This window comes from Streptomyces sp. NPDC008317 (assembly GCF_042955955.1).
GTDB lineage: Bacteria > Actinomycetota > Actinomycetes > Streptomycetales > Streptomycetaceae > Actinacidiphila.
The window spans coordinates 501,019-520,013 of the sequence record NZ_JBIBFQ010000006.1 but is presented as its reverse complement, the minus strand read 5'-3'; the positions used below and the strand labels follow the sequence as shown (position 1 = coordinate 520,013).

Sequence of the window (18,995 nt, the reverse complement as noted above, 5' to 3'; positions counted from 1 at the left end):
GGGTGGGTGCCGGTGCCGGTGCCGGGGTCGAGGGGCGGTGCCGGTGCCGGACCGGCCGGGCCCTTGCTCGACCGGGGCGGCGGGCGCGTCACGCCGTGAGGACGACCTTCCCGGCGACCGTCCCCGACTCGGCCAGCCGGACCGCCTCCGCCACGCGTGCCAGCGGCAGTTGGGCCGCGACCCGGGCGGTGACGTCGCCGCGCTGGAGCGCGGCGAAGACCTCGGTGAGGTCGGCGCGCAGCCGGGCCCGGAAGCGGTCCTTGGCCAGGGCCTTTCCGGCCCAGAGGTTGTAGAAGTAGGCGCGGCGGCCGTTGGGCAGCGTGTTCCAGACCCAGACGCGGGCGATGATCTTGAGCACGGGCCACTGCTTGGAGCCCTCGTCGTTGAGCGTGGACGCGGTGCCGTAGGAGACGAGCGTGCCGCCGGGCGCGAGCAGCCGCCACGAGTCGACGACGCCCCGGCCGCCGACGTGGTCGAAGACGGCGTCCACTCCGCCGGGCGCGAGGGCGCGGACCTGGGCGGCGACGTCACCCGCGCGGTAGTCGACCGGTGTGACGTCGCGCTCCCTGAGCGCGTCGTGGTGCCGTACGGACGCCGTGCCGATCACCTTGACGCCCGCGACCCGCGCCAGTTCGACCAGGACGGAGCCGACGCCGCCGTTCGCGCCGAGCACGAGGACGGTCTGTCCTGCGCGGACGCGCGCCTTGCGGTGCAGCATCTGCCAGGCGGTGGCGCCGTTGACCACCATCGCCTCGGCCTCCGCCGCGCCGACCCCCTCGGGCACCGGGACGGTGTCGGCGGCGTCGACCACCACGTGGCTGGCCCAGCCGCCGGTCTTGGTGAGCGCGGCGACCCGCGTGCCGACCAGGTCCGTGCCGACGCCCTCGCCCGCCGCCTGCACGGTGCCGACCAGGTCGTAACCCGGCACGAAGGGGAACGGGGGCTGGTCGTAGTAGCGGCCCCTGCGCATCTGCTGCTCGGCGAAGGAGACGCCGGTGGCCTCCATCCGCACCACGACCTGGCCGGGGCCCGGCGTGGGAACGGCGCCGTGCCTGACCTGGAGGCCCTCCGGCTCGACCTTGCCGGGCAGGACGACCTCGGTGAGTTCTTCGGTGGTGTTCATGGCGGCCTCCGCTGCGAGCTGCTCGTTACTGACGTTTGCGTTCGTTAGAAGTTCTAACACCTCACGATCGGGAGTGTCAATAGCGTTCGTGATAGCCTCTAACTAAAGGGAACGCGGACACGACGTACGGGCACGACGTACGGGAAGGAGGCAAGGCCAATGGCTGAACCGGGTACGACCACCAGCACCCCGCGCGAGCGGTACCGGGCCCAGGTCCGCGAGGAGGTCAAGAAACACGCGTGGGAGCAGATCGCGACGGCGGGCGCCTCAGCGCTCTCCCTCAACGCCATCGCCAAACAGATGGGCATGAGCGGCCCCGCGCTCTACCGCTACTTCGCCGGGCGCGACGAACTCATCACCGAGCTGGTCAGGGACGGCTACCGCAGCCTCGCCGACACCTTCCTCAGCGTCCACGCCGCCGCCTCGGCCTACGACTCCCGGCCCGAGCTGGTCGCCCTCGCCCACGCCCTGCGCGGCTGGGCCCTGGAGGACCCGCACCGCTACTTCCTCCTCTACGGCACGCCCGTCCCCGGCTACCACGCCCCCGACGACATCACCGGCATCGCGTCCGAGATCATGGCCGTCCTCCTGGACGCCTGCGTCGCCCTCGACCCCGACGCCACCGCCCCCGTCACCCCCTTCGACACCCACCTCGCCACCCACCGCGCATGGGCCGACCCCCACCCCGCCCCCACCACCGCCCTCCACCGCGCCCTCACCTGCTGGACCCGCCTCCACGGCGTCCTCTCCCTCGAAGCCGCCGGCCACTTCACCGGCATGTCCCTCGACCCCGCCCAGCTCTACGAAGCCGAACTCCACGCCCTCCTCAAACCCTGAGCTCACCGCCGCGCCAGGGCAGTTGGACCTATTCTGGGAATCGGCAGAGGCGCAACACGAAGACGCGATACGGACGGGGGGCCGGATGTCTTTTCTGCGGTTCGCGGGCGACGAGGTCAAGGACATGGCACGCAAGCTGGAGACCAGCGGCGACCAGATGAAGAGCGCTTCGAAGGAGATGAAGCACGCCAACACCAAGGAGATCGGCCACTCCGGCCTGGAATCGGCGTGTGACGACTTTGCCGACTCCTGGGACTACGGATTCGGCCAGCTCTCCAAACTCACCCAGGGCGTCTCGGAGTTCGCGAATCAGGCCGCCGAGGAGTTCGCCAAGATCGATCAGAAGCTCCTCGACGAACTCAAGAAGGCGGGCGAGGGCGGCGGCGAGTAATCCGTCCGCCGCTCGCCCCGCGGGCTCACTCCCCGCGCCTCGGCCTCAACCGTCGTGCTCCTGGGACGGATTGAAGGTGAACGTCCGCCCGATGTGTGCGAGCCGCCCGCTGTAGGAGTCCAGCAGGAAGAGCGACGGCGTCGAGATCGTCACGTAGACGCAGTAGTCGCGGGGCGCCGGGACGATCAGTTGCAGCGCCGCCACGGGCAGCGTCGGCCGTATTGTCGCCGCGGCGCCGGTAGGATCCTCGACTCCGGCCGCGGCGGCCATGCCCGCGGGGAGCGTCAGCAGCCGCAGCGAGGTCGACATCACGCCGGGCCCCGCGGGCAGCTTCGCGGCGATCAGGATGTCCTGCCTGCCCTGCACACCCTTGCCCAGAGGGAAGTTCAGCTCTTGAAGCCGGCCCTCGCGTGCGAAGAGCTTGCGCTGCTCCGCCTGGAAGATCGCCTCGGCGGCGAGCAACCGGTCCCGGTGCGTGCTGGGCCGTACCGTCACGGCCAGCAGGCCCATCGACAGGCGTTCGTCACCCTTCACGTCCTCCGTACCCAGGCACATCGCGGTAAGGACGACGGTGTCCCCGCTGCCCGCGGCCAGACCCGGCAGACTGGCACGCATCTGCGCTCCCGCAGAAGCCAGTTGCTCCTCGTCGGCGTCGGGCATCAACGTGGCCAGCGCCTCGTGCCAGCCTTCGGACTCAGTGGGTTCCGGCAGCCGGATGAACTCGTCGGGTACCTGGTATCCGAACGCGTACGGGATCTCCCGCCCCGCGCCCTTTGCCGTGCCTTGGGCAGTCGGGCCGCTCACGCCGCTGTCCCGTACTGCCCCTGCTCCAGCCCCTTGGCGAAGCTGTTGCCCGCTGACGTCAAGGTCGTGGGGACGTCGAACGTCGGGCCGAGCGGGCGGGGCGCCATGACCGTGGGATTGTTGTCGGGCGCCTTGTAGTTGACGAATCCGGCGATCGGCCCGACTACGGGGATGTCGGAGATGTTCCAGTCGCCGTCGGTCCACCGGCCGTCGTTCGCGTTGGACCCGAGCGCGAAGCCCGCGCCGGTGACGGTGCCCACGAAGTCGAACACCTTGCCCGTGGCCACATACGTCCAGCCCTGCCCTGCCATGCTGAAACCGCGCAGGGTGTTGGCGACACCGCTGGGTATCTTGGCGATGTTGCCCAGCGCGCCGGGCCGGATCTTGCCGAGCGTCGCCACGATGCCTTCCGCGACACGCAGTTCACGCCCCGCCTGTACCATCGCGCGCCCGGCTTTCATCATGCTGCCGCCCGCCAGACCGATACCGCCCGCGATCACACCTGCGGCGTCCCAGGCCAGAGTCTGCCAGGTCACACCTTCGGCGCCGCCGATCATCGCGGCGCTGTGCGCGGCGAGCGCGCCCACGCCGACGATGAAGCCGATCAGGCCGAGCGCCCCCACTCCGGTGCCGAGAGCCAGGGCGACCAGGCAGATCACGCCGATGACCATCGCGATGTCGGCGAGTATGTCGCCGACCAGTTTCCAGAAGTTCGGATCGGACAGGACGTTCCACGCGTCGGCGAGGAAGTCGGTGACGCTGTCGACCAGATTGTCGAACCAACCCGGCTTCGGCGGGGCGTCGTCGGTGGCGTCCTTCAGCGCGCGCGCCGTCGAGTCGGCCGCGGTGGTGTACTCGACGTGCAGAGTACGGGCGCGCCCCCGGACCGACTCCAGTTCGCCGTGCGCCGTGTCGTACGCCTGCTGCTTGCCCTTCTTGTCCCGCTCGTGCGCTTCCTTCTCCGTGTCGGACATCGTGGAGGTGTCCGCGGGAAGACCGGTCAAGGAACTCTTGGTCGAGTCGACCTTCCGCGCCGCGGCAGCCGCCTCTTCCTCCAGCCCGCGGGCCCGCGACTGGAAGCCGTCCAGACTGGTCTCCCAGCCCGCCAGGGCCCGGTGCGCCGAATTCACCGCGTCAAGGGCCTTCTTGAGATATGGCGGAATCTTTTCCACGGACTCCGTGAAGGCGTCGGCGGACTTCCCCACCCATACACCGTCCGAGGTGCCGATCTTGCTCAGTTGGCTCTGGGCGCTGCCGCTATTGTGGGCCACTTGCCCCACCGCGGAGACCATCAGACGGACGGTTTCCAGATCCCCCGGAGCCGGATCGAAGCCAAGGTTCGGATACTTCAACGAGCCCACGCTCGCCCCCCATCCGCATGACGAACTCATGCCGCTTCGTTCAGAGATGACTTTTTCTTGACCAAGCTATAAGAAGATCCTTGCGGTATGGATGGTTCCGCCGAGTCCCGGATGCGGGTCCGCCGGCGGGGACCGGACAGAAGGTCATGCCAGACCACGGAGGCCGGAGGTCGTGATGTTCGTGGAGGCTCAACTCAAGGCGCTGATGCGGGACGGGGCGCGGGGAGCGGCGCGGCATGAGGCGCGGAATCTGGTGGGGTCGTGGCGGAGATTCGCGGCGTTCGCCTTTGTCGCCGAGCAGTACGGGTACCGGTACGAGGGGATGGCGGCGACGTCGCCGAAGGGGAGTCCGAATCCGTATTTCGGGTTCCGGCGGGAGGCGGACGCGGCGGAACGGGCGACCCTGGCCGCCGCGCGGTATCCCGAGGGACTGCGCGGCGGCCAGTTGCCGGGAATGCGGCCGGGACGGCGGCGGCTGCGGCCGTCGCCGGAGGTGCGAGAAGAGGTCGAGCTGCTGCACGCGCGTATTCAGGTGGACTACGCGCGAGGCCATCGCAGGCGCGGCCTGATCCAAGTAGTGGTGCTGCCGCTGGCGTTGCTGATCCCACTGTCCCAGTTCGGCTTCACGGCGGGGCCGTTGCTCGTCTGCGGCGGTGTCTGGGCGTTCTTCGTCGGGTTGTGGGGGCTGGGGGTGCTGCTGTCCCGGCGGCGGTTGGTGAAGTACGGCGCCGTGTTGCGGGCCGCTGACCGGGCCTAGGGGGTGGGGGCGGGGAGGGCTATGCGGGTGGTGGCGGGGGTGTGGGGGAGGGGGTGGCGGCCGGTGAGGACGGGGAGGCCGGTGGGGTCGGCGTACAGCTCGTAGCGGTAGAAGGCGACGGCGTACGCGGTGAGGGCGTCCTGCTGGTGGGCGGGGGTCAACTCCTGCGCGGGGCAGGTGCTGTCGTCCTCGCCGAGCGAGGCCGGCGGGGTCCAGGACCGGTTGTAGTAGTTGTGGTTGGCGTGCTGGAGAGAGACGGAGAAGTCCGTCACGGTGTTCAGGCCCGCGATGTCGTCCAGATACTCCTGGCCCTGCTCGTGGACGGCTCCGTCACAGGTACTGGTGACGACCGCGAACGGCACCTTCGTATCGAGGGTGTCGCTGTTCTCGCCCTCCGGGTAGTCGAACTTGACCGGCGCCAGCGCGAGAACGGCCTTCACCCGTACGCCCGTCGGCCACTCGGCGCGGTGCTTGTCGGACGCTTGCCACATGGCGCCCTTGCCGCCGCGCGAGTGCCCCAGGGTGCCGACGCGCGTCATGTCGACGTGGCCGGTGAACGCGGGCGCGACCTCGCGGCCGGTCGCCGGGTCGGTGAAGCGGCCCTTCAGGGCGCCGCCGCCGTTGGCCAAGTCCCGCCACAGCCGCAGGTGTTCATTGATCAGGCGGGCGCGGTCGCCGTAGTCGAAGGACGTCATGTTGATGGCGTCGGCGCTGAGCGAGACCACGACGAAGCCGCGCTCGGCCAGCGCCCGGCCGAGGTAGTCGTAGCCCCGGTAGCTCGGGTACGGGTGCGAGCCCGCCGGGCACGGCCAGGTCTGCGCGTCCGCGTCGTCGCAGGCGTACCAGGAGCCGTGCGACATGACGACCAGCGGCAGCCGCCCGGTCAGATGACGCGGGTAGTGCACCACGGCCCGCACCTCGCTGACCGTGCCGGACTCCGGATCGGTGAACGCCGTGTCCCCGAGGTCGTATTCGGCGGTCCCGACGCCGGCGGCGGTCGTGGCGGCGGTCTCGGCGGTCGCATGCGGTACGGCGGCGACGGCCGGTGTCTGCGTGCCCGCCGCCAGGAGCCCGGCGGCCAGCAGCAGCGAGGCCGCCGCCGCGCGGACGGTGGATCGAAGAGGAGATCTCATACTCCGGTCAACACGCTGGAGCACCGCCCGAGTTGCCTCACCGGCCCCAGGCGTGTCAAAGACGATCGCCAGCGACCTACTTGCCCTTCAGGATCTTCGCCAGCGACCGGTCGAGGGAATCGGCGAGCGGCCCCGGGTCGATGGACGAGCCGCCCCCGCTGAACGGACCGGTGTCGGAGATCCAGTCGTGTAACTGCGCCTGGAGAAGCTGCGTGAGAGCGCCGTAGTACGGGGTGCGGGGGCGCTGCACCGCCTGGGTCAGCGCGGGCAGCAGCGTGGAAGCGGCGTACGCGGGGCGGCCGTCGGCGTCGCGCGGCATGTCGAGCGACTCCGACGACGCCGAGGCCCCCGGACTCGGAGAGCCGCCGGAACCCCCGGAACCCCCGGACCCGCCGGAACCCCCGGACCCCTTCGTGCCCGGCGCGAGCGTGCACCGCACCTTCGCGTCCTTGTACGCCGACTCCCGCGTCGCCGCGAATCCGGCGTCCAGCAGGCACCGCTCCGACTGCGCGTTCGTCAGGTACTTGACCAGGTCCAGCGCGTACTTCGCGCGCGGCGACCCCGCCGCCACGGCCAGATTCTGCCCGCCGAGCACGGCCTTCCCCGGCAGCCGCGCCACCTGCATCCGCGAGGGGCCGAAGGTCCGCGACAGCGCGCCGTACGCGTACGGCCAGTGCCGCAGGAAGACGGTGTGCCCGGCCGCGAAGTCGCCGAGGGATGTCGACTCGTCGGAGGTGAGCGCCTCGGGCAGCGTCTCGTCATGGCCCGCGCGGGACTTCAACTCGCTCAAAGCTGCCCGCAGTTTTGCCGGGTCGGCCGTGTAACGACCTTCGGCGTCCGCGAGTTGGACCCCCACCGAGGCGAACGCCTCGATGGCGTTGACCGTCAGCCCCTCGTACGCGCCGAGTTGGCTCGTCCACCCCGCCATGTAGCCCTTGGGCTGGTGGTCCTTGTCGGCGTCGACATCGCTGATGAGCGTCTGGAGCTCCTGCCAGGTGGTGTCGGCCTTCGGGAAGCTCGCCGGATCGATGCCGATGGCCTTGATGGTGTCGGCGCGGTAATAGAGCAGCCCCACATCGCTGTTGAAGGGCGCCGCGTAGGTGTGGCCGTCCCACCGTGCGGTGCCCGCGACGGACGGGATGACGTCCCCGTCGTCGAGATTCATCTGGTGGTCGAGCGGGCTGATCAGCCCGGCCTGCGCGAACTCCGGCACCCAGGTGACGTCCAGATTCACCACGTCGTACGCGGAACTGCCGGACTGGAGCGCGCCGAGCAACTGGCTGCGCTGCTGGTCGGCCTCGCCGGGCAGCTCGACCAGCCGCGCCGGGTGCCGCCTGCCCTCCGGCGTCCCGTTCCACTGCTCGATGAGCTGCTGGCGCACCCCGTCGCTGCCGGTCACGTCCAGACCGCTGGCCACGATGATCTCGCCGCCGCCGGTCGTCGTGGGCTGCGCGGCACGGCCCCCGCCGCCCCCGCCGGTGCACGCGGCGGCGGCGAGCGCGAGCAGGCACAGGGCGGCGGCGGTCGCCGCGCGACGCCGCCTCACCGGGCGTTCCCCGTTCCCGCGCGGGCGACGTCGTCGCGCAGCTCCGAGACCTGGCTGCTCGACGCGTTCAGACAGCGCCCGCCGCTGGTCCTGGCGATCTGCGCGCCGACCGAACCGGCAGCGCAGCCGCCGCCCGGCGCCAGGGACACCCACTCCACCGGTACGGGACGGGCGGCGATCCGCGCCAGCAGGTCGGGGAGATCCCGGCCCTTGAAGTGCTCGTCGTCCTCGTCGTCGGTGATGTAGACGATCAACTGCGCCCCGCCCGTGGCCTTCTGGTGCTCCGTCATCTCGGTGAGCGCGGCGTCCAGCGCGGGTCCCGGGTAGGACTCCTCGTCCACCAGCTTCGTCGCCTTGACCTCGCGGCGGATACCGGCGAGGTCGGAATGCCTGCCCAGCGGCACCAGTTGCTGCGTCGGCGGCTTGTCGACCACCGTCCACACGCCGTACGCGTCGTCCGGCCCGAAGGTGTCGAGCGACTGCGACAGCAGGTCGAGGGCGCCCGCGGAATTGCTCCAGTAGGTGTCCATCGAGCTGGACTTGTCCAGCAGGTACAGCACCCGGCCGGGGCCGAGCGCGTGCCGGTAGCGGTCCAGCGCACTGCCCACGGCGGCGGCGTACCTCGCCAGCCACTGGGCGTCGGGCGGGTACGTGCCGGGCATGACCGTACTGCCGGGAACGACGGCCCCGGAGCCCGTGTCCGTCGCCGTGCCGCTCGCGGAACCGCTGGTGGTGCCGGTCGCGCCCCCGACCGTCCGGTAGCCGTCGTCGGTGAAGACCTTCTGCCCGGCCGCGCCGGTCAGCCAGGTGTGGAAACGGTCGACGGCGTCCTTCCTGGCCGTCGCGTCGCGGTCCGCGCCCTTCCATGTGACGTGCACGAACGGCAGGTCGAGCGGCGCGACATCGGCCGGATACTGGGGCGCGCGGGGATGGAGCCTGTTGTTGTCGCAGCCCACCCGCGCCTTGGCGTCCGCGTGCGTGTTGAACTGCGTCATCACCTGCTCGGGCACCAACACCGCCGCGTTGTCCTTGAGTTCGGGGTCCGCCCCGGCCAGCGCGCACATCAGCGCGTACGAGTCGGGCTGCGCGGGCCGCAGTTGGGCCGCCTGCCGCTCGAACTGCCCCACGACCGCGTCGCTCACGGGCGCGACGCCGTTCTGCCCGTACACCCCGACCGTCGCGAGCTGCGCCGAATCCGTGGACTCGGGATCGGCGCGGAGCACCGGCACCGACTTGGGGTTGTTGCGCTTGAGCTGGTCGAGGAGCTGACCGAGCGGGGTGCCCGTGACCGAGGCCGGGGTACTGGCCAGGGTCGTCGGGATGGCCAGCACGACCGGGGTGTACGCGACCGGGCCGAGCGAGCCGAGCTCCACGTCGTCGCCCTTGCCGACAAGGGACTTGGCGCGGGCCAGGGTGACGTCGGAGCCCGGTATCCAGATGTCCGGCTGCGCGCCGATGTCGCGCTGCGGGCGCAGTTCACCGGTCGAGCGCGGCGTACGCCAGTCGGCCGCGTGCTGGAAACCGGTCACCGCGTCGGCGGACTTGGGGTCGACCAGGCTGATCCCGGAGCGGCGGCAGCCGCTCCCCGTGTGGTTGGCGCCCGAGGTCAGATACGCGGCCACGGCCTTCTTCACGGTCGGGGCCGCGTCCGGGTCGGTGAGCAGCCGTAGTTCGACCGGCGGCGCGCAGGCCGTACTCCCGCCGACCCAGGTGTAGACGCCGTAGCCGCCTCCGGCGAGGAGCACCGCGAAGGCGGTGAACAGCGGGATCAGGACCTTGGGATTGTGGCCCTTGCCGGGACCGGCTGTGCCCGAACTCTCCTTACGGGGACGGCCCTTGCGCTGCTCGCGCTCCCCAGGACGGCCGCGCTCCCCACGGCTTCCCCGCTCCCCACGACCACCCCGTTCTCCACGGCTTCCGCGCTCTCCGCGACGGCCCCGCCCCGTACGCCCCTCGCCCGCGCCGATCCCGGCCGCCGCGAGCGCCGCCCGCCACCAGGCCGCCCGGCCCGCGGCGTTCCGCCGGTCGATCTCCTCCAGCAGCCGCGGCGAGAGCCCGAGCAGTACGTCCTGCCGGGACTCGGCGGCGTGGTGACGGGGCACCCACGGGTCGTCGCCGCCTTCCGTGAACTTGTGCCGCATCGCCTCGTACAGCGCGGCCGACAGCGGGATCAGCTCGATCCGCGCGGCCTCTTCCGGCCCGACGTCCTCATCGGTCCTCGGCAGCCCGTCGTGCAGCAGCCGGATGAGCTGTTTGGTGTACGGCGTCGGCTCGTGCCCGTTGCCCCCCGGTATCCGGCGGTTGATCTGGACGGCGGTCAGCACCGAGATACGGTCCCTGCCGCGGTGCAGCGTGCCCGGCTTGAATTCGAGCAGCGCGTTGCCCGCGTAGCAGCAGTCCAGGATCACCACGATCCGGTCGACCAGCCGGCGTTCGGCGATGTCCCTGAGCCTGGGCAGCACATGGCTGCTCCAGGACACTGCCTCCGCGTAGTCGTCGCGGCCGATCCTGCGGGACTCGCCGACCAGCAGGTGGAAGTTGTCGCCGTTGCGGTCCACTCCGCCGTGCCCGGCGAAGTAGAGCAGGAACAGGCCCTCGGCGGCCTTGGCCTCGTTCTCCAGGTGCGAGAGGAATTCGAGCTGGGTCCTGGGGAGCACCTGCCGGACCTCGTTGGCCCCGAACACCCCTCCGGCCATCAGGGTTTCGACCAACTGGCCGAGGTTGTGCCGCACGCCCGGCAGGTCGTCCAAGTGGTCGTACCGGTACACCCCGAAGAGCAGTGCGCGATTGGCCTTGCCGCGTGGGTCGTAAGCATGCGAGGACACGATGGCTAGGTGTTCCTTCCGCCTTCGTCGTCCTCCGGCTCCTCGTCGGCGTCGTCCGTGTCGTCCGCCCCGTTGCCCCCGTCGGCTGCGCCTTCCCCGTTTCCGTCCCCGGCCCCGTCGCCGCCGTCGACCCCGTCGCCCGCGCCGTCCGCCTGGACGTCGGTCACCATGGGGTGGTCGTCGCTGCTGCTGTTGGCCGCCCACGCGTGGGCGGCGACCTTCGCGCGGTTGTAGAGGTCCTCGAAGACCGGGGTGATGGCCGCGCCCGCGATCACCAGCACCAGTTCGACGAGGCCGCCGCTCATCGGCGGGCCGTCCCGCCGCTCCTCCGGGTCGTGCCGCCCGCCGTCGTACTCGCGGACCTCCGCCGTGAGCTGATGCGCGGCCTCGGCCTGCGCGAACCAGTCCTCCAGGCTCAGCCAGCGGTACAGCGCTTCCAGATCCTGCGCGTCGTCGCCAGTGACCCGAATCCGGATCCTGCGGCCCGGCTCCCCGTCCCCATGAGTCATAACTCACTACTCTTGCACGGACGCTGACACTCCGTCACTACCTTGCGCCAACGCGCCCCCACGGGTGATCCGCCGGCCCCCACGGGCGATCCGCCGGCCTCCACGGGTCGCCCGCCGGCCCCCGCGGGGCCGGTGCCCTGGGCGCGACGGCGAGCGGCCCTTTCGGGGGCGCGGGGAACCGCGCGCTCAGCCACGGTGTTCGCGCAGGTCACCACCGGCCCCAGCGGGGTAGTCCGGCTGTCGTCGGGCCACCGGCCCGGCGGTGGGCTGCTCGCGCGGTTCCCCGCGCTCCTTCGGGGCGCGCGCGGACGTGACGCTTCCCGGCCGTCGGCCGGAGGGGGCGGAGCCGCGGCCGAGGGCGGCCGAGGTCACGGCCAGCGCCAGCGCCGCCGCGGCGAGGGCCGCGCCGAGCCAGTTCGGGGCGGTGTAGCCGAGCCCGGCCGAGAGAAGGAGCCCGCCGAGCCACGCGGCCAGCGCGTTGCCGAGGTTGAAGGCGCCGATGTTGACGGCGGAGGCGAGCGTCGGGGCGCCGGACGCCTGGTCGAGCACCCGCTTCTGGAGCGGCGGGACGGTCGCGAAGCCGAGCGCGCCGATCAGGAAGACGGTCACGGCGGCGGCCACCTTGTTGTGCGCGGTGACGGTGAAGAGCGCGAGGACCAGCGAGAGCCCGCCGAGCGTGGCGTAGAGCATCGGCATGAGCCGCCGGTCGGCGTACCGGCCGCCGAGCAGATTCCCGCCGACCATGCCGAGCCCGAAGAGCACCAGCAGCCAGGTGACGGACGAGTCCGCGTAACCGGTCACGTTCGTCATCATCGGCGCGAGATACGTGATCGCGGCGAAGACGCCGCCGAAGCCGAGCACGGTCATGGCCATGGCGAGCAGCACCTGGACGTTGCGGAAGGCGGCCAGTTCGTGCCGGAGGCGTACGCCCTCGGGCCGGGGGATCTCGGGGACGAGCTTCGCGATGCCCGCGAGGCCGAGGACGCCGAAACCGGCGACGACGAAGAAGGTGACGCGCCACCCGGCGGACTGCCCGACGAAGGTGCCCAGCGGTACGCCGACCACGTTGGCCACGGTCAGGCCGGTGAACATCATCGCGATGGCCCCAGCCTTCTTCTCCGCGGCGACCAGACCGGCCGCGACGACCGAGCCGATGCCGAAGAAGGCGCCGTGCGCGAGGGAGGCCACGATGCGGCCCGCCAGCATGAGGGCGAAGGTGGGCGCGACCGCGGAGACGAGGTTCCCGGCGATGAAGAGCCCCATCAGGAGCATCAGCATCCGCTTGCGGGAGATCTTGGTGCCGAGCACGGTCATCAGCGGCGCGCCGACGACGACGCCGAGCGCGTAGCCGGTCACCAGGAAGCCCGCGGTCGGGATGGACACCCCGAAGTCCCCGGCGATGTCGGGCAGCAGCCCGATGATCACGAATTCGGTCGTGCCGATGCCGAAGGCCCCGAGGGCCAGGGCGAGCAGCGCGAGCGGCATGGGAAACACCTTCCGGAGGAGAGGGGACGGAACCGGCGGTACGGACGCGTACGGGACCGGTGCGCGGTTAACCAGCGCCCACAATAATTGCAGACGCGGGATAAGTGCAAACGCCGCCTATTGCGGAAGCGGGCTATCCTGAAGGCGCGGCCGACGACGACCGCGGGACCGACCGGTGCGAACCGGCCGGTCGGGGACGGAGGTGGTGCGAGCCGCCGCGAGGCCGGTGGAGGAGCCGAGGATGACCGAGACCGTGGCGTTGGCCCAGGGCTGGTGCGCGCTGTCCCTGCTGCACGGCAGGATCGAGGCGCACATCGAGCGCGCGCTCCAGGCGGGGCACGAGCTGAGCGTGCGCGAGTTCTCGCTGCTCGACGTGCTCAGCAAGCAGCACAGCGGCCCCGGCGGCCACCTCCAGATGAAGAAGGTCGCGGACGCGGTCGTGCTCAGCCAGAGCGCCACGACCCGGCTGGTCAGCCGCCTGGAGGACCGCGGCCTGCTGGTCCGCTACCTCTGCGACACCGACCGCCGCGGCATCTACACCGACGTCACGGAGACCGGGCTCGCCCTGCTCGCCGAGGCCCGCCCCACCAACGACCGCGCCCTGCGCGAGGCCCTCGACGAGGCCGCCCGCGAGCCCGAACTCGCGCCGCTGGTCCGTACGGTGGAGGCGCTCGGCGCCCGCTGAGCCCCGACCGCCTGACGCGTACGGCCGGGGCGACGAGCCATCAGCCGAGCCGGGCCGGGCCGAGGCCGTGCGCCCCGGCCACCCCTCGCCCGCACCCCCCACCCGTGATCCGCCGGGTCCCGGGCCGTGCCGCCCCCGCCCGCACCCCCGCCCGCGCCGCCGCTGGCACCCCTGCCCCGCGATTCGGTGAGGAAATCGGCGAGGAACGCCCTTGGGCGGTCGTCGCAAGGGTCCGGCGGGGGGCGGCAGGGTGATATGAGGAGATATGTACGCCATCCGAGTGGCCTGAGTGGTATCAGGCGATTTACGCTGTGTGAGGATGCGGCAGCTTCGGGGCGGAGACCCGAAGGACATCCGGTGGTAGAAGCGACTGCACTCAGCAAAGGAGGTGGCTGGAATGGCCACCGAATCGACCAACCCGACGACGGGAATCGATACCCACCCGGACCTGATGGCCCTTCGGGGCCGGTACGAGGAAGCGGCGGCGAAGCCATGGGCCGGTCTCGTTGAAGGTCTGGCCCTGCTGGCCGGGCTTTACCTGGCGATCTCGCCGTGGGTGGCCGGATTCACCGGCTTCCACGCTCTCACCGTGACCAACCTGATCCTCGGCATCGCCCTGGCCGTCCTGGCCCTGGGCTTCGGCTCCGTCCTGGAACGTACGCACGGACTGGGCTGGGCCGCCGTGGTGATCGGCGCGTTCACGATCGTCGCACCCTGGGTGGTGTCCGGTAGCCCCCACGTGCACAAGACCATCCTCAGCAACGTGATCACCGGAGCGGTGATCTGCCTGGTCGGACTCGCCACGATGGGCATGGGCATGCTCGGCCGTAGCCGGTCCAGGAGCCGTGGGCTCCCGGCCGGCGGCGGCCGGATGGGCTCGGACCGCGCGGAGCGCGGCTTCAGCTCGGACCGCGCGATGAGCACGGACCGCGGTGCGCGTTCCGACCGTGGGCTGGGCGCCGACCGGAGGATCGACCCCGAGCGAAGGATCGATCCCGAGCGCTGATCCGGTACTGAGTCCGGAGCACCGACTCCGGAACCCGGTGGTACGGACGACCGCGAGGCCGCCCGTACCACCTTCACGTACCATCCGCCCCACCTACCACTCCTGACCGCTGTTGTGAAGGGCTCGGGGAACTGAGATGCCGTGCGCTGTCCGTATGAGTGACAATGCGCCGTATGAAGATCGGCACCGACGGTGAACTCCCCGCGCCCGAGCGGGATTTGGGCTCGGACCCGGCTGTCTCGGACCCGGCTGTCTCAGGCCCGGCCGCCCCGGACCCGGCCGCCTCGGACTCGGCCCCCGACGTGATCGTGCGCCGCGCGACGGCCGCCGACGCGGACGCCCTCGTACGCCTCAGAGCCGTGATGCTCGACGCGATGGGCACGCGGGTCGGCGGGGACGACGCGCCGTGGCGGGCGCGGGCCCGTACGTGGTTCACCGAACGCCTCGCCGCCACGGGCGAGTTCGCCGCCTTCGTCGTGGACGACCCCGAACTGGGCGTGGTGAGCAACGCGGTGGGCGCCTGCGACCGGCACGCGCCGGGCCCGACCAACCTCAGCGGTCTGCACGGCCACATCTCCAACGTCTGCACCGACCCGCGCCGCCTGCGCCGCGGTTACGCGCGGGCCTGCATGGAGGCGGTGCTCGACTGGTTCGCCGACGAGACCCAGGCGCGGGTGATCAACCTCAACGCGACCGCGGACGGCGCCGGTCTCTACACCGGCCTCGGCTTCGCGACCCCGCCGCACCCCGCCCTCCAGGTCCGCCTCGACGGCACCATCGCGCCGGTCCCTGTCATTCGTCAGGAGCGGACCGGGCCCGGCGTCTCCTAGCGTCAGGCGGTGACGGCGGCCGGCGGGACCCGGCCGCCGACGCGACGGCCGGCGGGGGTCCGGCCGCGGACGGAGGGACATCACCATGCGCAGGATCACGCGGGGCGCCGCCGCGCTCGCAGCTCTGCTGGCAGTACAACGGCGGCGACTGCCGGATCACCCTGGAGCTGAACGACCACTGGTCGTACAACCTCACCCCGGTCAACTCGATCGTCTTGAACCGGCCCTGACCTGGGGCGGCGTGGCCTCGGCCGTCACCGCCCGCGTCGCGGGTCCACCGCGCAGCAGCGACGCGGTGGCGGCCAGCAGGCCCATCCCGGCCGCCGTCGCGAAGACGATCACCAGCCCGTGGTGGAAGGGCGCCGAGATCAGGTGCGGGAAGAACTCCTTCCCGGTCAGCACCGCCCTGTTGTGCGCGGGCAGCGTGTCCAGCACACCGGTCGGCCCGAGCAGCGTCTGCACCGGGTTGACCCCGAGGAAGGCCGAGAAGACCGTCGAGACCGGCGGCAGCGACGCCGCGTGGTGGGCCACGTCCGGCGGCACGCCCTGCGCCCGCAGCCCGCTGTCCAGCGCCGACGGCAGCCGGTCGGCCAGGCCCGCGATCAGCAGCGAGAAGAACACCCCGATCGACAGCGACATCCCGGAGTTCTGGAACGTCGAGCGCATCCCGGACGCCGCGCCGCGGTCGGTGGCGGGCACGCTGCTCATGATCGCCGAGGTGTTCGGCGCGGAGAACATCCCCGAGCCGATCCCGTTGCACATGATCAGCAGCGCGAACGCCCAGTACGAGAACGTGATCGGCAGCAGGAGCAGGCCGACGAAGCTGAGCGAGAAGACCAGCAGACCGCCGGTGGTGAACGCCCGTACGCCGTACCGGTCGGACAGCCACCCGCACAGCGGCCCCGCGATCAGGAACCCGGCGGTCAGCGGCAGCAGGAAGATCCCGGCCCACAGCGGCGCGTCGTCGAACGCGTAGCCGTGCAGCGGCAGCCAGATGCCCTGGAGCCAGATGATCAGCATGAACTGGAGGCCGCCGCGGGCGACCGCCGCCAGCAGCGAGGCCGCGTTCCCCGCGGCGAAGGCGCGGCTGCGGAACAGCGCGAGCCGGAACATCGGCTGCGCCACGCGCGTCTCGACGACCACGAAGACGATGAGCAGCACGACGCCGGAGATCAGCCCGGTCAGCACCTTCGGGCTCAGCCAGCCCATGGTGTGGCCGCCGTAGGGCTGGATGCCGTAGGTGATGGAGACCAGCAGCAGACCCAGGCCGACGGCGAAGGTGAGATTGCCCCACCAGTCGATACGGGACTGCCTGCGCGTGGAGGTCTCGCGCAGCGAGCGGTAGGCCCACACGGTGCCGAGGATGCCGAACGGCAGATTGACCCAGAACACCGCCCGCCAGTCCCACGCCGACAGCAGCCCGCCCAGCACCAGGCCGACGAACTGGCCGGACAGCGCCGAGATCTGGTTGATGCCCAGCGCCATGCCGCGCTGCTCGGCGGGGAACGCGTCGGTGATGATCGCGGCGGAGTTCGCCATCAGCATGGAGCCGCCCACGGCCTGGACGATCCGCCAGCAGATCAGCCACATCGCGCCCGCGCCGCCGTGCGCGGGGTCGAAGGAGAGCGCGACCGAGGCGAGGGTGAAGACGACGAAGCCGAGGTTGTAGATCCGCACCCGGCCGACGATGTCGCCGAGCCGCCCGAGGGTGACCACCAGGACCGCGGTGACCAGCAGATACCCCATGATCATCCACAGCAGGTAGCTGATGTTCCCGGCCGCGAACGGGTCCAGGTGGATGCCGCGGAAGATCGCGGGCATCGAGATGATCACGATCGAGGAGTCCACGGTCGCCATGAACATCCCGAGGCTGGTGTTCGACAGCGCGATCCACTTGTAGCGGTCGGGGCGGGGGCCCGCGGGGCCGGGACCGGGCGGGGCGGCGCGGGCGGGTATGTCCGAGGGGTCGGGCTCCGCGGGGTCAGACACGGCGGGTGATCCTCTCCAGCAGGGGAATCGCGTCGGCCAGCAGCCGCTGCTCCTCGGGGGTCAGCTCCTCGTCGATCGCGCGGGCCAGACGGCGGGCGCGCTCGGCGCGGGCGCCGTGCAGGCCGTCGAGACCGGCCTGGCTGAGGGAGACGACGATGCGGCGGCCGTCGGACGGGTCGGGGTCGCGGACGACCAGGCCGCGCTCCTGGAGCACGCCGATGATCGTGCACATCGACTGCGGCCTGATGCCCTCGCCCGCGGCCAGCTCCGTCGCGGTGGCCGGGCCCTCCCGGTCCAGCCGGACCATGGCCGAGATCTGCGAGAAGGTCAGCTCCCCGTCCGGCTTCACCTGCCGCAGCCGCCGCACCAGCGGGCTCAGCGCCACGCGCAGGTCCACCGCGATGCGTCCGGCCTCGGCCGGACTGCCCGGACCGGCCGGACTGTTCGCCGATGCGGACGCGCCGCCCGCCGCGCGGAGGCCGGGGCTCGCGCTCGCCGCCGGACCGGCCGGGTCGTCCGGGCCCGGCGCCGTACCGGTCGCGTCGGCCGCGGTGCCAGCCGCGTCGCTGCTGGTCGTCATGATGATCAGTATAAACTTATCAGTCCAGGCTTATGGTATAGCTGGCGCATGACTGTTTCCCCCAGCGGTTCGCTGACCGCCACCACCGTCACGATCACCGGCCACGGCGGCGACGAGATCGAGGCGTACGTGGCCCGACCGGAGGGCGACCACCGCCGCGGCGGTGTCGTCGTCATCCACCACCTGCCCGGATACGACCGCCCGACCAAGGAGATGACGCGGCGGTTCGCCGAGATGGGCTACGACGCCGTCTGCCCCAACCTGTTCCACCGCGAGGCCCCCGGCGCGGCCCCCGACGACGCCGCCGCGGTCGGCCGCGCCAACGGCGGGGTCCCGGACGAGCGGCTGGTCGGCGACGTCGAGGGCGCGGTCGCGTACCTGCGCGCCCTGCCCACCTCCAACGGCAAGGCCGGCGTCATCGGCCACTGCTCGGGCGGCCGTCAGGCCGTGCTCAGCGCCTGCCACCTCGACGTGGACGCCGCCGTCGACTGCTACGGCGCCTTCGTCACCGGCACCGTCCCCGAGGGCTTCGTCCTGCGGATCACCAACCTCGTCGACCAGCTCCCCAGCCTCCGCGCCCCGCTGCTCGGCCTGTTCGGCGCCGCCGACAGCCACCCGAGCCCCGCCGAGGTCGCCGAGCTGGAGCGCATCCTCACCGACCTCGGCAAGGAGTACGAGTTCCACAGCTACGAGGGCGCCGGGCACGGCTTCTTCGCCGTCGACCGCCCCAACTACAACGTGCCCGCCGTCCAGGACGGCTGGGAGCGCATCGCGGACTTCTACGGCAAGCACCTGGAGGGCTGACCATGTGCACGTACTCCACCGTCAAGGCCGAGGTCGAGGGCAGCGCCAAGGGGCCGGGCGGCTCCTGGTTCCACGTCACCGACGTGACCGTCTACTTCGACCACCCCGTGCACGCGCTGGCCGAGCACACCCTGAACATCGACTTCGCCGCCCCCGCCAAGGGGCCCTCGGCCCGCGTCGCCCTGGAGCTGACCGCGGACTCCGCGCGGGCGCTGATCACCGCGATCCAGGACGCGCTGGCGGCCGTGCCGCGCGAGATGGCCGTCTGACCACCGGGCCGGGGCCCAAGTCCCTTGCCGCGCGGCGGAGTTCGGGCCGGGCACCCGGCCC

At 71.6% G+C, this 18,995-nt stretch carries 18 protein-coding genes; 8 read left to right on the top strand and 10 right to left on the bottom strand.

Going from position 1 to position 18,995, the window contains the following annotated elements:
- Window positions 1–88: 88 nt before the first annotated feature.
- The gene (locus ACFY9V_RS22495; protein WP_391162536.1) at window positions 89–1,123 is read right to left on the bottom strand and encodes a zinc-binding dehydrogenase; all 1,035 of its coding nucleotides are present in this window, start codon (window positions 1,121–1,123) and stop codon (window positions 89–91) included.
- A 159-nt stretch (window positions 1,124–1,282) separates the two neighbouring features.
- Between ACFY9V_RS22495 and ACFY9V_RS22490 the strand changes: the two genes are divergently transcribed.
- Together ACFY9V_RS22490 and ACFY9V_RS22485 are read left to right on the top strand one after the other, a co-directional pair.
- Window positions 1,283–1,960 (top strand): TetR/AcrR family transcriptional regulator, encoded by a 678-nt coding sequence (locus ACFY9V_RS22490; RefSeq protein ID WP_355336372.1) that lies wholly within the window; start codon window positions 1,283–1,285, stop codon window positions 1,958–1,960.
- 85 nt (window positions 1,961–2,045) lie between these two features.
- The gene (locus ACFY9V_RS22485; RefSeq protein ID WP_355336373.1) at window positions 2,046–2,351 is read left to right on the top strand and encodes a hypothetical protein; all 306 of its coding nucleotides are present in this window, start codon (window positions 2,046–2,048) and stop codon (window positions 2,349–2,351) included.
- Window positions 2,352–2,396: 45 nt separating this feature from the next.
- On the opposite strand, the gene ACFY9V_RS22480 is transcribed toward ACFY9V_RS22485, so the two are convergent.
- Entirely contained in the window at window positions 2,397–3,155 is a 759-nt protein-coding gene (locus ACFY9V_RS22480; RefSeq protein ID WP_391162535.1) for a hypothetical protein, read from the bottom strand.
- A complete protein-coding gene (locus tag ACFY9V_RS22475; RefSeq protein WP_391162534.1) occupies window positions 3,152–4,546 on the bottom strand; it encodes a putative T7SS-secreted protein in 1,395 nt (464 codons plus the stop codon). The genes ACFY9V_RS22480 and ACFY9V_RS22475 overlap by 4 nt, the downstream gene beginning before the upstream one ends.
- Before the next feature lie 145 nt (window positions 4,547–4,691).
- On the opposite strand from ACFY9V_RS22475, the gene ACFY9V_RS22470 reads away from it, so the two are divergent.
- Complete coding sequence (locus ACFY9V_RS22470; RefSeq protein ID WP_355336376.1) at window positions 4,692–5,273, top strand: hypothetical protein; 582 nt, start codon at window positions 4,692–4,694, stop codon at window positions 5,271–5,273.
- Here ACFY9V_RS22470 and ACFY9V_RS22465 read toward each other — a convergent pair.
- The 5 genes from ACFY9V_RS22465 to ACFY9V_RS22445 all read right to left on the bottom strand — a co-directional run bounded on the left by ACFY9V_RS22465 (window position 5,270) and on the right by ACFY9V_RS22445 (window position 12,771).
- The gene (locus ACFY9V_RS22465) at window positions 5,270–6,406 is read right to left on the bottom strand and encodes an alpha/beta hydrolase (RefSeq protein ID WP_391162533.1); all 1,137 of its coding nucleotides are present in this window, start codon (window positions 6,404–6,406) and stop codon (window positions 5,270–5,272) included. The two genes, ACFY9V_RS22470 and ACFY9V_RS22465, sit on opposite strands and share 4 nt — an antisense overlap.
- A 76-nt stretch (window positions 6,407–6,482) precedes the next feature.
- Window positions 6,483–7,952 carry an extracellular solute-binding protein gene (locus tag ACFY9V_RS22460; RefSeq protein ID WP_391162532.1) on the bottom strand — a complete coding sequence of 490 codons (1,470 nt, stop codon included), beginning with the start codon at window positions 7,950–7,952 and terminating at the stop codon, window positions 6,483–6,485.
- Complete coding sequence (locus ACFY9V_RS22455; RefSeq protein WP_391162531.1) at window positions 7,949–10,777, bottom strand: substrate-binding domain-containing protein; 2,829 nt, start codon at window positions 10,775–10,777, stop codon at window positions 7,949–7,951. Before ACFY9V_RS22455 ends, ACFY9V_RS22460 begins: the two co-directional genes overlap by 4 nt.
- A gap of 5 nt (window positions 10,778–10,782) precedes the next feature.
- On the bottom strand, window positions 10,783–11,286 hold the full coding sequence (locus ACFY9V_RS22450) for a hypothetical protein (RefSeq protein WP_391162530.1): 504 nt from the start codon (window positions 11,284–11,286) through the stop codon (window positions 10,783–10,785).
- A gap of 186 nt (window positions 11,287–11,472) precedes the next feature.
- Complete coding sequence (locus tag ACFY9V_RS22445; RefSeq protein WP_391162528.1) at window positions 11,473–12,771, bottom strand: MFS transporter; 1,299 nt, start codon at window positions 12,769–12,771, stop codon at window positions 11,473–11,475.
- A gap of 241 nt (window positions 12,772–13,012) precedes the next feature.
- Between ACFY9V_RS22445 and ACFY9V_RS22440 the strand changes: the two genes are divergently transcribed.
- From ACFY9V_RS22440 to ACFY9V_RS22430, 3 genes are all read left to right on the top strand, one after another.
- Window positions 13,013–13,456 (top strand): MarR family transcriptional regulator, encoded by a 444-nt coding sequence (locus ACFY9V_RS22440; RefSeq protein ID WP_355336382.1) that lies wholly within the window; start codon window positions 13,013–13,015, stop codon window positions 13,454–13,456.
- Window positions 13,457–13,853: 397 nt separating this feature from the next.
- Window positions 13,854–14,462, top strand: a complete 609-nt coding sequence (locus tag ACFY9V_RS22435; RefSeq protein ID WP_391162527.1) for an SPW repeat protein — start codon at window positions 13,854–13,856, stop codon at window positions 14,460–14,462.
- 173 nt (window positions 14,463–14,635) lie between these two features.
- Window positions 14,636–15,292 (top strand): GNAT family N-acetyltransferase, encoded by a 657-nt coding sequence (locus tag ACFY9V_RS22430; RefSeq protein WP_391042977.1) that lies wholly within the window; start codon window positions 14,636–14,638, stop codon window positions 15,290–15,292.
- Between the two features lie 201 nt (window positions 15,293–15,493).
- On the opposite strand, the gene ACFY9V_RS22425 is transcribed toward ACFY9V_RS22430, so the two are convergent.
- On the bottom strand, window positions 15,494–17,155 hold the full coding sequence (locus ACFY9V_RS22425; protein ID WP_391162574.1) for an MFS transporter: 1,662 nt from the start codon (window positions 17,153–17,155) through the stop codon (window positions 15,494–15,496).
- 118 nt (window positions 17,156–17,273) lie between these two features.
- Window positions 17,274–17,861: a MarR family transcriptional regulator gene (locus tag ACFY9V_RS22420; protein ID WP_391162526.1), complete on the bottom strand. Its 588-nt coding sequence runs from the start codon at window positions 17,859–17,861 to the stop codon at window positions 17,274–17,276.
- Between the two features lie 48 nt (window positions 17,862–17,909).
- Between ACFY9V_RS22420 and ACFY9V_RS22415 the strand changes: the two genes are divergently transcribed.
- Together ACFY9V_RS22415 and ACFY9V_RS22410 are read left to right on the top strand one after the other, a co-directional pair.
- On the top strand, window positions 17,910–18,665 hold the full coding sequence (locus ACFY9V_RS22415; RefSeq protein WP_355336386.1) for a dienelactone hydrolase family protein: 756 nt from the start codon (window positions 17,910–17,912) through the stop codon (window positions 18,663–18,665).
- 2 nt (window positions 18,666–18,667) lie between these two features.
- A complete protein-coding gene (locus ACFY9V_RS22410; RefSeq protein WP_355336387.1) occupies window positions 18,668–18,934 on the top strand; it encodes a DUF6295 family protein in 267 nt (88 codons plus the stop codon).
- Window positions 18,935–18,995 lie beyond the last annotated feature (61 nt).